The organism is Niastella caeni (genome assembly GCF_004834005.1).
Lineage (GTDB): Bacteria > Bacteroidota > Bacteroidia > Chitinophagales > Chitinophagaceae > Niastella > Niastella caeni.
Window position 1 is genome coordinate 203,816 of record NZ_STFF01000007.1, and the last position, 14,454, is coordinate 218,269.

General features: G+C 47.0%; 7 protein-coding genes and 1 tRNA gene. All 8 read left to right on the top strand.

Features of this window, described 5'->3' with window-relative positions:
- The first annotated feature begins 121 nt into the window (after positions 1 to 121).
- The 8 genes from FAM09_RS23015 to FAM09_RS23050 all read left to right on the top strand — a co-directional run bounded on the left by FAM09_RS23015 (position 122) and on the right by FAM09_RS23050 (position 14,439).
- On the top strand, positions 122 to 703 hold the full coding sequence (locus FAM09_RS23015; protein ID WP_136579512.1) for an RNA polymerase sigma factor: 582 nt from the start codon (positions 122 to 124) through the stop codon (positions 701 to 703).
- A 223-nt stretch (positions 704 to 926) separates the two neighbouring features.
- Positions 927 to 2,036: a FecR family protein gene (locus tag FAM09_RS23020; protein ID WP_136579513.1), complete on the top strand. Its 1,110-nt coding sequence runs from the start codon at positions 927 to 929 to the stop codon at positions 2,034 to 2,036.
- A gap of 245 nt (positions 2,037 to 2,281) precedes the next feature.
- Positions 2,282 to 5,776, top strand: a complete 3,495-nt coding sequence (locus FAM09_RS23025; protein WP_136579514.1) for a TonB-dependent receptor — start codon at positions 2,282 to 2,284, stop codon at positions 5,774 to 5,776.
- A 35-nt stretch (positions 5,777 to 5,811) separates the two neighbouring features.
- A complete protein-coding gene (locus FAM09_RS23030) occupies positions 5,812 to 7,380 on the top strand; it encodes a RagB/SusD family nutrient uptake outer membrane protein (RefSeq protein WP_136579515.1) in 1,569 nt (522 codons plus the stop codon).
- Between the two features lie 118 nt (positions 7,381 to 7,498).
- Positions 7,499 to 10,912: a VCBS repeat-containing protein gene (locus FAM09_RS23035; RefSeq protein ID WP_136579516.1), complete on the top strand. Its 3,414-nt coding sequence runs from the start codon at positions 7,499 to 7,501 to the stop codon at positions 10,910 to 10,912.
- Between the two features lie 143 nt (positions 10,913 to 11,055).
- Positions 11,056 to 11,129 (top strand) — tRNA-Arg (locus tag FAM09_RS23040).
- Positions 11,130 to 11,187: 58 nt separating this feature from the next.
- The gene (locus FAM09_RS23045) at positions 11,188 to 11,697 is read left to right on the top strand and encodes a hypothetical protein (protein WP_136579517.1); all 510 of its coding nucleotides are present in this window, start codon (positions 11,188 to 11,190) and stop codon (positions 11,695 to 11,697) included.
- A gap of 297 nt (positions 11,698 to 11,994) precedes the next feature.
- On the top strand, positions 11,995 to 14,439 hold the full coding sequence (locus FAM09_RS23050; protein ID WP_166437251.1) for an outer membrane beta-barrel protein: 2,445 nt from the start codon (positions 11,995 to 11,997) through the stop codon (positions 14,437 to 14,439).
- Positions 14,440 to 14,454 lie beyond the last annotated feature (15 nt).

The window sequence follows — 14,454 nt, forward strand, 5'->3', positions numbered from 1 at the left end:
CGAAATGCAGAATGCAAAACGCTGAAGGCGGAAAGCCAATACCGGATGCGCTGTTTTTGCCATTAGCGTTAAGCCTTATGCGTTAAGCATTCAGCGTTTCTTAACCTATTCCTTACTGCTGATGTTGAAAAATGACACACAGTTGGAAGCCCAGTGGCTGCAACGATTGCAACAGAACGACGAGCAGGCCCTGGCTGCCATCATGAGAAAATATTATACCGCCTTATACAACTACGGGGCCCGGTTCACCAATGACGACGCCCTGGTCAAAGATTGTGTTCAGGAGGTGTTCATTAGTTTGTGGCAAAGAAGAGAAAATGCCGCGGCTATTTTATCTCCCCGTTATTATTTACTGCGCGCCGTAAAGAACAAGGTGTTGAAATCACTTCACCAGCATAATAGCAAGACCAGCTTCATGGAAGCGGAAGACGCCTATGATTTTTTACAGGAGTTTTCTGTGGAGAAATTGATCATTGACAAGCAGATGTCGGAAGAGCAGGCTACCATCCTTCGGAAAACATTGTCGCAATTGTCGAAACGACAACACGAGCTCATCTACCTCAAATTTTACCAACACCTCGATCATGCACAAATAGCCGGACTGATGAACCTCAGCCGCCAATCGGTGTATAATCTGCTGCACGAAACCATTCAGAAGCTACGCAATTTATGGCAGGCGGAGATTTTCCCCCCGGCCCCCTGAAGGGGGAGTAAGCAAATGAGAAATGAAGAATGAAAAATAAGAAATGAGAAAGGGAAGGCTGTATTTGTATTTGCTTGCGGCTTACAGCTTACAGCTTGAAGCTACAAGCGTGCAGCCTTCTTCTGATACTTTTCCGCTCCTTTCTTATATTTTTTTAACAATTTCTCCATTTTCACCAGTAGATTTCCCCGGTAACGGGAACTTACTGGTATAACCGAGAAGTATGAAGGATTTCCGGCTTTATGATATTTCCGATTTTGTTATCGATGAAGACTTTATCCGCTGGGTGCATGAACAGCGTGAGGAAGATAACCAGTTCTGGAACACCTGGCTGCAACAGCATCCCGACAAGCACCTGGTGATTGCAGCGGCGCGGCGCATCGTTGAATCGATACAATTTGAGCAATCAAATATTGATGAACAGGCAGTAGAGCAGGAGGTGAGCCGGCTATTGCATACCATTTCTTCACAAAAACAGGAACTGCAGGCAGCGCCTCGTAAAGGCCTGGTTATTTCCTATAAATGGTGGTATGCGGCAGCGGTATTGCTGTTATGCACAACCGGGGCCTGGTATTTTTTTGTGAGAAATAATAGTGCGAAGCCCTTCGCCTATAATTCCATGGTGGCGGCTAAACACCTGATAGAACATACCAATACATCGAACAAACCGCTGGAGCTTACTTTACCCGATGGAAGCCGGCTAACCCTCGCCGCCAAAAGCCGCGTTAGCTACGCACACACTTTCGGGTTGAGCGATACAGCAAAGGCCGGCGTCACCCGCGACGTTTATTTGCTGGGAGAAGCTTTTTTTGAAGTGACCAAAGACCCGCACCGGCCGTTCCGCGTGTTTGCCAATGAAATAGTGACCAAAGTACTGGGCACGAGTTTTACTGTACGTTCATTTGAAAAAGATACGACCATACAGGTTATAGTACGAACCGGTAAAGTAAGTGTGTATGCACAGGCCGAAGCTACGGCTTCTGCCAAAATGAGCGAGATCATTTTAACGCCCAACCAGCAACTGGTATATGAAAGAACGGGCCAGAAATTCCAAAAGGTATTGTCAAGCAACCCCGCGATGATCGCACCACCCACCATTGAGAGATCGATGGTTTACGACGAAGCCCCATTGGATAAAGTATTCAGCGATCTCAGTAGCGCCTTCGGGATCAATATTGTTTTTGATAGCGAATTGTTGAAGAAATGCACCGTAACCGCTGACCTCACCAATGAACCATTTTATCGCAAGCTCGACCTGATCTGCGGCGCTATTGACGCAGAGTATGAACTGATAGACGGGCAGGTGGTGATTGAATCGGCGGGATGTAAGTAGTGAATGGTGAGTGGTGAGTGGGAACCGCCCATCGCTATGCTCAGGGCGGTTAATGGGATATGAAATTTTAATTATTGATAAACTATATATTATGATCACGTTACCACCATAAAACAGGGCAAAAAAGAACCCCGGCATTGTTCGCACCAATATCGGGGTTACTAAAAAATCATCCTGCAGCCTAAAAGTAGCAGGACAAATAGTGATTAAAACGGATTGCTTTAACCAACTAATAGTACAAAACTATGAAAAAAGTACTCGTTAACCAGTTAATCTACCGGTTTATGAGAATAGGATTGCTGCCATTACTATTGATCACCGGTTTTGCCGGTGTAATGTACGCCCGGCCAGTGCACGGGCAGGAAGTTCTGAACCAACGTATTAACCTGGTTGCAGACAATAAAGAAGTAAAAACAGTGCTTAGTGAGATCAGTCGATTGGCTGATATCAAATTTGTTTACAGTGCTCAACGCATCCCGGTGCGGCAAAAAACTTCTATCGTAGCCCGCAACCAGCGTTTGGGCGAAGTGCTGGAAATATTATTATCACCATTGAACGTATTGTATTTCGTATCGGGCAACCAGATCGTGCTGATGCGAAAAGGCGAGGCGTATAACCTCGGGGTCTTTGTAAACGATGATCCACGCAAAAGTTTATTCGAGGAAGAAATACCCGCCAGGCCTATCACCGGTAAAATAACCAACGAGAACGGGGAACCGTTGAGCGGGGTGTCGGTATTGGTGCGCGGTACATCACGAGGTACCAGCACCAATGAAAAAGGTGTATTCGTTATCTCTGCCGAAGTGGGAGAAACGCTGGAGTTTTCCATGGTGGGGTACAAACCACATGCAGTAAAGGTGGGCGATGAAAATGATATCACGATCCGGTTGCAGGCCGAACAAACCAACATGAACGAAGTGATCATTGTGGGGTATGGTACGCAACGCAGGAGCTCGCTTACCGGCGCCATTGCTTCGGTAAGTAATAAAACCATTACCTCATTGCCAGTGCCAAGCGTTGAGCAGGCCTTACAGGGACGCGTAGCTGGTTTAACGGTCACCAATAATGGAGAGCCGGGTACATCGCCCATTGTGCGCATCAGGGGGGTGAGCTCTATTAATTTTGCATCGGACCCCTTGTATGTGATCGATGGATTTCCTACCGGCAACCTCATGCACTTCGATAGCCGCGATATTGAATCGGTGGAAGTATTGAAAGACGCCAGTGCGGCAGCCATTTACGGTTCCCGTGCCACCAACGGCGTTGTTCTCATAACTACTAAAAAAGGAAAAAGGAACGGCAAGCTGCAGGTGAACCTCGATTCCTATGTAGGTACGCAAAAGGCATGGAATACCATCGACCTGCTGAATACCCAGCAGTACCTGCAATACGAACGGATGCTCAATGGAAATGCCGGAATTAACCCGCCACCACGGCTCGAATCGGCCAATTTCAACCAGCCCATTTATGCAGGCGCAACACAAACATATGCGCAAACCAATACTGACTGGCAGGATGCTTATTTTAAAAGTGGTGTGCTTACCCAGCATAACCTGTCGGTGGGCGGCGGTAATGATATCTCGCGCTTTTATTCATCAGCCGGTTATTTCAAACAGGATGGTATTGCGCAGGGCGTTTATTATGAAAGAGGTAATTTCAGGATAAACTCCGAGCACCGGATCAGTAAGTTATTTTCATTCGGACAGAACCTGTTTGTTAGTTATTCCAAGAACCGGTACGACAATACATCGGGTAACCGTACGCGGTTGGTGAACGTGATCAGGCAAGTGCCTTACATACCCGTGTACGATCCCACTACCAACGGCGGTTTCAGGGATGCGGAGAACAGCGTAGACGGCGCAGATCCCACCAACCCGGTGATGGACGCCCTGCTGTTGGGCGACGCCCACCGCAGAACGCTGAAGCTGCTGGGTACAGCCTATGTAGAAGTGAATTTAACCAATTCGCTGAAGTTCCGCTCCACGTTCGGGGTAGACCATGTGGGTCTGTCGCAGCATCAGTTCAGGCCTATCTTCAATAGTAAGGGCAGGGGAGAAACCCAGGCGAAGATCGATGATGTTCGCACCAATATGACCACCTTGTTGTTCACAGAACAACTTACTTACGATAAAACCTTCGGCGACCATCACCTGGCATTAACTGCAGTTTATGAGCAGCAGGGAACCCGGGCTTATGGCGAGCAAATGATCGGTTACCAAAGCAGTAATAATTTTCAAACGATGTTCGGCGCCACCAATGTGAACGCCTTTAGCACCCAAAGCGAAAACCTGCTCCTATCATATGCAGGCCGGGTGAATTATGAGTTTGCCGGCAAGTACCTCGTCAGCGCCACTATTCGGCGTGATGGATTGAGCGTATGGGCGCCCGGAAACAAATTTGCCAATTTCCCTTCCGCCTCCATAGGCTGGCGTCTCGACCAGGAATCATTCATGCGCGATGTAAAACAGGTGTCGGAATTAAAGCTTCGCGTAGGGTATGGCGTAACCGGTTTGAATGGAATAGGCATTTTCGGCAAGCTGCCCAATTCACAATTGGCGAATGATTATCCATGGCAGGCTGTGGTATCGCAAAACGGCGCTATTTATCCGTTTAATAATACCATGCCTTCCGGCGGTAACGCTTCTTTCTACAACGCTATATCGAACCCTGACCTGGAATGGGAAAAGACCAAACAAATGAACATCGGCCTTGACCTGGGTTTGCTCAATAATCGTATTACATTGTCGGCCGATTACTATCGCCGCAAAACAGATAACCTGATGTTGAATGTGCCCACACCCGGATCTTTTGGATTCAACAACAGCGGTGTGCTGGCCAATGTAGGATCGATGGAGAACAACGGCATGGATATTCAGGTGGCATATAACAAGAAACGAGGTGAATTTCAATGGGACGTTACCGGTTTGATCAGCTTTATCGACAACCAGGTGCTGAAGTTGAATACGCCCAATGCCACCATTGACCAGGGTGGCGACCAGGATTTTGGCGGCGGGGCCAACATGACGCGCACCGTGGCCGGCCAACCCATTCAGTCGTTTTACGGCTATGTGATCGAAGGCATTTTCCAAACCCAGGCCGAGATCAGCAGCAGTCCGTTTCAATCAGACAAAACCGCGCCCGGCGACCTGAAGTTCAGGGATATCAGCGGGCCCAATGGCAAACCCGATGGCCAGATCACTGCCGATGACCGCACATTCCTTGGTAATTACCTGCCCGATTTTTCGTATTCGCTTAACTTCAATGCGCGGTACAAGAATTTCGACGCCGCCGTATTTTTCCAGGGCGTACAGGGTAATAAGATCTTCAATGCCTCCCGCATTATCAGTGAAGGAATGGCTCGTTTGTTCGGCTCCGGTACCGCCGTGCTGAACGCCTGGACGCCTGCCAACACCAATACCAATATGCCCCGCGCTTATGCAGGCGATCCTAATACCAATGTGCGGCCTTCTGCACGCTGGATAGAGAACGGATCGTACCTGCGCCTGAAGAACATCACTGTAGGTTACACCATACCCGATAACGTGTTGAAATCGATCACCAAAGGAGCCGTGAGCAGCTTTCGCCTGTATGTTGGGTCGCAAAACCTGCTTACGTTCACCAATTACAAGGGCTGGGACCCTGAGATCGGATCTAAAAACACCACGCTTACCAACGGTATCGACTATGGGCAGTACCCTGCCGCCCGTTCGTTCCTGGTGGGTTTGCAGGTAGGTTTCTAAACACATGTCCCTTCATGGATTAACAAACGAATATTATGAAACGACACTTTATAAATCGATTCACTATAATGGCCGCCTTATTGACGGTGGCTGCGATCATTGCCTGTGAAAAGCAGTTGAACAAATCCAACCCGAGTTATCCCACGCTGGAAAACTATTTTCAAAACAGTGAAGAATTGCAGAAAGGCACTAATGCCATTTATTCCATCTTCCATTCCGCGCAGCTCATTGCGCGGGAATGGTTCTTCCTGCACGACCTGCGCAGCGACGACGTAGCATCGGGCGGCAGTCAACTGGAATTACCACGCAGGCAGATGCTGAATGGCAATACCACGCCCGACAACACCGTGATGAACGATATGTGGAAAGGGTTATATACCGTTATTCACCGGGCTAATACTGTTATATTTTATGCAGACAAGGTATCGGATAATCAGGCCCTGCGCGACCGGTGTGTAGGGGAAGCCAAGTTCTTCAGGGGATGGGCTTATTTTGAGCTCGTATCGTTATGGGGTCCCGTACCTGTTTATTTACAGCCGATCACCAAAGGTTCGCAGTTTCAGCCCAGGGAAGTGGAAGATAAAGTGTATACCCAGATCGTAAAAGATCTTACCGAAGCCGCTGCCGCTTTGCCACCTGCGTACCCGGCCGCCGACCGCGGCCGTGCTACCCGCGGCGCCGCTTATGCCATGCTGGGCAGGGCGCAAATGCAGAAAGGCGATTATGGCGCCGCCCGTACCGCCTTGCTGGAAGTGAAGAATTTGAATTTGTACTCGCTTGTGTCCAACTACGAAGATAATTTCCGGGAAGAGACCGAGTTCAACGCCGAATCCATTTTTGAAGCCGTGTTCTTCGAAACAACGCCCAACCAGTTTAACTGGGGCTACACAGGCGATGATCCCAGTGCGCCGCAAGGCACGGTGCGCAACCAGGAATATTCGCCTATAGCCTGGCGTAACCTTATTCCATCTGACCGGTATTTAAATGAGTTTGAAAATACGGCAACCGGCGCCGCCAAAACCGATCCCCGGTTTGCCATGTCGGTTTATCAAAGCGGCGACACATACAACAATGGCGCGTCGGTGCTCACCGATCCTGACCAGAATGGTAATTTTTCTCTCGTGAACAACGTTAAAAAATTTATAAGCTGGCGCAAGTTCATGATGATATATAAACATGGCAAAGGTGGTGACCGCGCAGGCGGTGGTATTAACCAACGGATCATCCGGTATGCGGAAGTGTTATTGATGCTGGCGGAATGTGAAAACGAGTTAAACAATTCCGTTGCTGCCGTAAATTACCTGAATGAAGTACGCGACCGGCCGGGAGTGATGATGCCGCATTATCCCACATCACTATTCCCCACTGCCAATAAAGACCAGATCACCAAAGCGATCATGCATGAAAAAACAGTGGAACTGGGCGGTGAAGAGATCCGCAACCGCGACATTTTGCGTTGGCGGAAGAAAAAATATTTCACTACCGATCCGTTGTCTTATTTCAAGGCCAACCGTGATGAATTGCTGCCCATTCCGCAACAGGAAATAGATAACAATCCGCAATTAGGAGCCGGAGGAATCAATAAACAAAATAGTGGGTATTAATTAAAGGCCCTGAGCATTGCTGATTTTGAGATTTAGGGATTTTGAGATTTCAACTGTTTTTGGCTTTCAGACAAATCTCAAAATCTTTAAATTCCGAAATCCATAAATTTCTTAATCTATGTTCTCATCGCTTGCGTGCTGTTATCTCCGTTTACTGGTATTCACCGGACTCATTCATTTGGTAGCTTGTACTACTGAAAAAAAAGAAACATTATTCAGGTCATTGCCCTCAACTGCTACCAATATACATTTCAATAATATCGTAAACGAGACCGACAGCACGCATTCCTTTATCAATGAATTTGGTTACATGGGCGGTGGCGTTGGTATTGGCGATTTCAACAACGACGGATTAAAAGATCTTTACTTTACAGGTAACCAGGTAAGCTCGGCATTGTACATTAACAAAGGCGATAACCGGTTTGAAGATGTTACGGCAAAAGCGGGTTGCGGCACCAATGGGTGGGCCACCGGCGTAAGCGTGGCAGATATCAATAACGATGGCTACGATGATATTTATGTATGTGTGTTTGGAAAGAATTTGCTGCAACGCGCTCCCAATTTATTATTTATAAATCAACACGACCTCACGTTTAAAGAATCGGCCGCGGAATATGGATTGGCCGATACCGGTTATAGTACCCAGGCGGTGTTTACAGATTACGACAAAGACGGCGACCTGGATATGTACCTTGCCAATTATTTGCTCAGCAGTGCAAATGCCAATACTATTTATCCGCGCGACCACACCGGTCGTTCATTAGCCAATGATAAACTGTATCGCAACGATGGTTTTTCCACCTCCACCACCGGAGCCCGCCATCCGGTGTTTACCGATGTAACGCTGGCTGCGAACATCAAAGAAGACGGATATGGGTTAGGGGTGGTAGTGAGTGATTTTAATAATGATAGCTGGCCGGATATTTATGTGGCCAATGATTTTTTAACGAATGATGTGCTGTGGCTGAATAACCACAATGGCACCTTTACCAATTGCATTGCGCGGGCTATGCAGCACCAGAGTTATTCAAGCATGGGGGCAGATGCCGCGGATGTAAACAACGATGGCTGGCCCGATGTGGTAACGCTCGATATGATGCCCGAGCACAACGAGCGCCGCAAGTTAACGTGGTCGGTCATGAATTATGAACGGTACCAGGCAGAACGTTCCTATGGTTATGAGCCGGAGTATATGCGGAATATGTTACAATTGAATAACGGCATCCTTCGGTCAAACGCCCCCTCCACCGGAGGGGGGCGGGGGGAGGCCGCCATTCCTTTTTTCAGTGAGATCGGCCAGATGGCCGGCATTTCCAATACCGATTGGAGCTGGAGCGTGCTGATGGCCGATTTTGATAATGATGGCTGGAAGGACATGCACATCACGAACGGGATAGGGCGCGATTTTATCAATGCCGATTTCCTTGAGTTCAGTTCCACCGTAATGGGCCGGGTAAGTGATATCAGGCAGCAACGGAAACTGATCAATGAAAAGCTGGCCTCACTAAACCATGTGGAGCTGGGCAATTATTTATACCGCAACAATGGCAATTACACGTTCACCGATGTGTCGCAACAGGCAGGGGTGAACGAGGCGGCCATGTCGAACGGCGCGGCCTGGGCCGACCTGGATAATGACGGCGACCTGGACATTGTTGTGAACAATATCAATAAAGAAGCATTTGTCTTGATCAACCGCACCAATGAAAAAGAGCAACCGGTTGATCATCATTATATAAGTATCCAATTAAAAGGGAATGGCGCCAACCGGAATGGTTTCGGCGGAAAGGTAAAGGTATATACCGGCGGGCAGGTACAGGTGCAGGAGCAGAACCCGGTGCGCGGCTATTTCTCCTCGGTAGATACGAAATTGTTGTTTGGGTTGGGAACCCATACCGTGATCGATTCCATAGTGACCATTTGGCCCGACAATACCTGTCAGGTAATAAAGCAGTTGGCAGTAGATTCGTTATTGGTTATACAGCAACAGCCGGCAGAAGCGTGGGCGGTGAAGGATCTGCATGACCTGCAGACTGTTTTTTCAGATGTAACTGCCGCCACCCGCATGGCTTACCGGCATGTAGAAAGTAATTACAACGACTTTGCGGAACAACGCTTGTTGCCGCAGAAATTTTCGCAGTTGGGTCCATATATAGCCACCGCCGACATTAATAACGATGGGCTCACTGATCTCTTCGTCGGCGGTGCTTTTAATTTCTCCGGACGCATCTTCACCCAACAAAAAAACGGACAGTTTACCAGCGAAGCTCTCACTGACAGTATAAAAATGGAAGAAGACCAGGATTGTATTTTCCTGGATGCCGATGGCGACGGCGACCAGGATTTACTCGTTACCGGCGGTAATGTACAGTTGGAAGAGAACTCAGCGTATAATACGCCGCGATTGTACAGTAACGACGGAAAGGGACATTTCCGGTTGCAGCCGAAAGCCATTCCGGCCAACATTCGCATTATTGCCGGTTGCGTACAAGCCGGCGATTATGATGGCGATGGGCAGAAAGACCTGTTTATCGGCAGCCGCGTTACCAAACGCTATCCATTACCCGGACGCAGCTACATCCTCCATAACGACAAAGGCGTCTTTACCGACGTAACCGCTACGGTTTGCAAAGCGCTGCAACAACCCGGTATGGTTACCTCCGCCGTTTGGACGGATCTTGATGGCGACCATCAAACCGACCTGGTGATAGCAGGAGAGTGGATGCCGGTGCGTTTCTTTAAGAATGAACAGGCACGGTTGAAGGAAGTAACGCAGTCCACCGGTGTTGCCGGTATCACCGGCATGTGGCGGAGCCTGGCAGCAGCCGATATCGACCGCGATGGCGATATGGACCTGGTTGCCGGCAACCTGGGCATGAATTGCGATTACCAGGTTACAGATTCCACGCCTATGGAGTTGTATGCCGCCGACCTGGATGGCAATGGAAGTATTGACCCGATACCTTTTTATTATATCAAAGATCATACAGGAGTTAAGCGGTTATACCCCGGCATCAACCGGCGGCAGTTTGCCGACCAGGTGCCGGCCATCAAAAAGCAGTTCCTGCACCATGCGCAATATGCGAAGGCCACGTTTGATGAGATCTTCAAAGACAAACCCAAGGATAGCCTGCAGCGGTTCACCTGTACCGAAACACGCAGCTGCTGGCTCGAAAACCTCGGCGGCGGGCAGTTCCGCCGGCACGTGTTGCCACCCGAGGCGCAATTTGCACCGGTGAATGCCATCATTTGCGATGATATTGACGGCGACGGGTTTACCGACTTGTTGCTGGCTGGTAACGAGTACCAGAGTGATGTAATGACTGGCCGCTACGATGCCTCTTATGGTTGTTTTTTGAAGGGGATAGCCCATAAAAACTTCCTGGCGATACCGCCTGCCCGCAGCGGATTTGTGGTTTCCGGCGATGTAAAAGACCTGGCGTTGATAAAGACCGCCCGCGGCGAAAAAAGGGTAGTGGTGGCGATTAATAATGATTCCCTGAAGGTTATGGGAATCAATTCATTGAAATAGTTTACTTCGGACAAGGAAATTTCTCGATAAAAAGCTATTTTTGCGCTCCCTAAGGACGCCCTGAGCGGAGTCGAAGGGGCGTAGTATCAGTTCTGGTACGCAGCACCCTGAGCGAAGTCGAAGGGTGAAGTACCAAAAGAAAGGGTCCGGTAGCTCAGTTGGATAGAGCAACTGCCTTCTAAGCAGTAGGTCATTGGTTCGAATCCAATCCGGATCACATCAGAAAGGCAAGTCAAAGCGACTTGCCTTTCTTTTTACCCCTTCAATAATAGAATATGAAATCTTTTATCCTGATCGCATTGTTTTGTACCCTGGTCATGTACGCCTGCTCAGATAAGCCTGAACAAAAGGATTCAAATACAAATAGCACAGCAGATTCACCCTCTGTGAGCAAGAAAATTTTCATTAAAGGCGATCCGGCAAATTACAACGATACACTTCCTAATAAAAGATTTAAAAGGTCAGAGATCGTTAGTTGCAGTTTCAAAAAAGAGGCATTATTTGGCACCTGGACTACATCATATGAAAATCCGGCCTGCGATTTTAAAATTGATGAGAAAGAATATTTCTTATGTGATTATGATGGAGATGGTTCCAGGCTTTACAAAATAGTAAAGGATACTTTATTCCTTGATAATCCGTATCTAATATTCAAAGGTTTAATTTTAAAAGCTACCGGCGACACATTAGTAATACATTGGCAGGAAAACGAGGAACCTGAAAAGTTATTACGTTGGAAGGATAACCCAGATGATCAAAAGTCTGATACCAGTGAATCGAAATAAGCAGCAGGTCATTGGTTCGAATCCAATCCGGTTCACATTAAGCTCGTCAAAAGACGGGCTTTTTTTATTAAAATACATGTCCCGCCTGCATTTGCTCCACTATTCCGCATCAAAGCAATACAAACGGATACAAATCTAATGGTGACCAATTCGGTGTCCATTTCAGTGACCTATCTTTATTGGTGTATAAAGATGCGTATGAATGTCACCGATAACTCATACCGGTATTTCACCACTGACAATAAACTTGCTTTTTTTTGGTCTCCTTTAATTATTTTCATGAATTCCCGGCTGTTTATGTTTAAGAGCATACTCGCTTGTTTCTTGCTTTCTATTAATTGCGCCGCTTTTGCTCAGCAACCGGCGAATCGAAGCATTCGCATCACCATTGTCGATGCAAAGAAAAATATTATCCCCGGTTCCTCTGTTTATTTGCTTAATCAGGACTCTGCAGTTATCCGTTCCGAAATTATCCCCGCTTTGGGATTCCTGGAATGGCTACAGCTTAGCGCTGGTAAATATCGTATACGTGTAACTGCAATTGGCTATGAGGAAGTCTCTTCTCCATGGATTGATCTTGTTTCCAAAAGCTCTTTTTCCGATACCATTTTTCTTAAAACCAAAAACCAGGTTTTGGAAAATGTACTTGTCGTTTCCAAAAAACGGGCTATTCAGTTCCTGCCGGATAAAACGGTTATTAATCCCGAAGCAAGTATCACCAATGCAGGGGCAAATGCAATGGATGTGCTGGAAAAATCTCCCGGCATCACGGTGTCAAAAGACGGCTCCATTATCATGAAGGGAAAACCCTCTGTTATGGTATTGATCGATGGTAAGCAGACCCAGCTAAGTGGCGCGGACCTTCAGGCATATCTTACAGGGATAAGCGCATCCCAGGTGGATGAAATTGAACTGATCGAGAACCCGGGGGCCAAATACGATGCAGCAGGTAATGCTGGTATCATCAATATAAAAATGAAATCCAATCGGCAGAAAGGTTTCAATGGTTCGTTGAACGGGAGCGTTGGTCAGGGCGTTTATTTTAAAACGGGAAATTCACTCAATCTGAATTACAGGAATGGAAAAACGAACTGGTTTCTGAACTATGGTAATCGTGCCGGATACGAAAATCAAAACATGTACACGTTGCGAAAATATTTCGACAGAAACCAACGGGATTCAGCTTTTTTGGAACAACCCAATTTCAGCAAGAGTAACATACTGGCAAATAATCTTAAGGTTGGGGTCGACTTTTTTGCCAGTAAAAAAACTACCCTTGGCCTGGTATTTACTGGTGGTTTGTTTGATCGCGAAGCAAATAGTTTCGCTGCCATCAAATGGATGGATCCCGGTTTTCACGTAGACTCCATCATCAATACCGTTGGCGAAAACAACCAGCATTTCAAAAGGGGAGGCATCAATTTAAATGGCAAACATAAGATCAATGAACGCAGTGAAATAAATGTTGACCTGGATTACGTACGCTTCAGGATCAATGGTGATCAGAACTACGAAACCCAATTGGAGACAACGGGGAGTAGCGAGATTCAGGCTACTAAAGGAAGTACCCGGTCAAAACTAGAGATACTTACCGCTAAAGCAGATTACCAACATCAGTTTAAGTCATTCTTATTGGAAGCCGGATTGAAAACAGCCATCAATAAAACCAACAATCTCGCCCAATACTATTATGGGAAAGATAATGACTGGCAACCAGATCTTAGTCGCAGTAATAACTTTTTATACGATGAAAAGATCAGCGCTGCCTACGCAAGTGTAGATGCCGAGAAGGGTAAATGGCATTGGCAGACGGGCCTCCGCTATGAATTCACTTCCTACAAAGCGCATCAACTCGGAAATGCGGTGGTAAAAGATTCAGCTTTCAAAAAAGAGTACGGCAGCCTGTTCCCAACCGGCTTTATTTCTTATCAGGTAGACAGCGCTAATACGATCACCTTCCGCTTAGGTAGAAGAATTGACCGGCCGCCGTTCCAGAACCTCAACCCGTTCCTGATCACCCTGAATAAATACACCTTTGAAACAGGTAATCCGTATATTAAACCGCAGTACACCTGGAACTTTGCACTGATCCATACCTATAAGCAACTATTTACAACGGAATTTTCTTATAGCTATCTCCGCGATTATTTTTCGCAGATATTTATTATTGATTCCAACAGCAGTAATACCAACAAAAATGTGATCATATATACACGAGGAAATGTTGGTTCGTTTCAGAATTTTGGTATTACAGAAACTTTTCAACGTCCGATCAAACCATGGTGGAACCTGACCGCTGTGACCGTACTCAATCACAAAATAATAAAAGGTGTGGTGTGGGCGCCTTTTGAGGCAAGGGTAACTCAATTAAATGTAAGCCTCAACAACCAGTTCCAACTCAAAAAAGGATGGGGCTTCGAAATTAGCGGATATTACCAAACAAAAAGCCAGATAGACCTGCAGGAATGGCTTAAACCGCAGGGTGAACTAGACCTTGGGGTTTCTAAACAAATTATGAAAAATAAAGGAACATTAAGACTTAGTGTTCGTGATCTTACATTGTTCCAGAATTATTCAGGCTTTTCTACTTTTCAGAATGCATATGAACCATTCCGTGTCACCTGGGATTCGCGGGTCGTAAGGCTAAGCTTTAACTGGCGGTTTGGAAAGGCGATGAAGCCGGTGAACCGATCTCAAGGTGGCGCTTCCGAGGAGATAGACCGGGTTGGTACCGGAAATTAGCATTTACGGATGCGG

What these genes read in the sequence shown, in the direction of transcription:
- FAM09_RS23025 (WP_136579514.1), top strand. Translation starts at nt 2,282, where the DNA reads ATGAAAAAAGTACTCGTTAACCAGTTAATCTACCGGTTTATGAGAATA.
- FAM09_RS23015 (WP_136579512.1), top strand. Translation starts at nt 122, where the DNA reads ATGTTGAAAAATGACACACAGTTGGAAGCCCAGTGGCTGCAACGATTG.
- FAM09_RS23045 (WP_136579517.1), top strand. Translation starts at nt 11,188, where the DNA reads ATGAAATCTTTTATCCTGATCGCATTGTTTTGTACCCTGGTCATGTAC.
- FAM09_RS23020 (WP_136579513.1), top strand. Translation starts at nt 927, where the DNA reads ATGAAGGATTTCCGGCTTTATGATATTTCCGATTTTGTTATCGATGAA.
- FAM09_RS23030 (WP_136579515.1), top strand. Translation starts at nt 5,812, where the DNA reads ATGAAACGACACTTTATAAATCGATTCACTATAATGGCCGCCTTATTG.
- FAM09_RS23035 (WP_136579516.1), top strand. Translation starts at nt 7,499, where the DNA reads ATGTTCTCATCGCTTGCGTGCTGTTATCTCCGTTTACTGGTATTCACC.
- FAM09_RS23050 (WP_166437251.1), top strand. Translation starts at nt 11,995, where the DNA reads ATGTTTAAGAGCATACTCGCTTGTTTCTTGCTTTCTATTAATTGCGCC.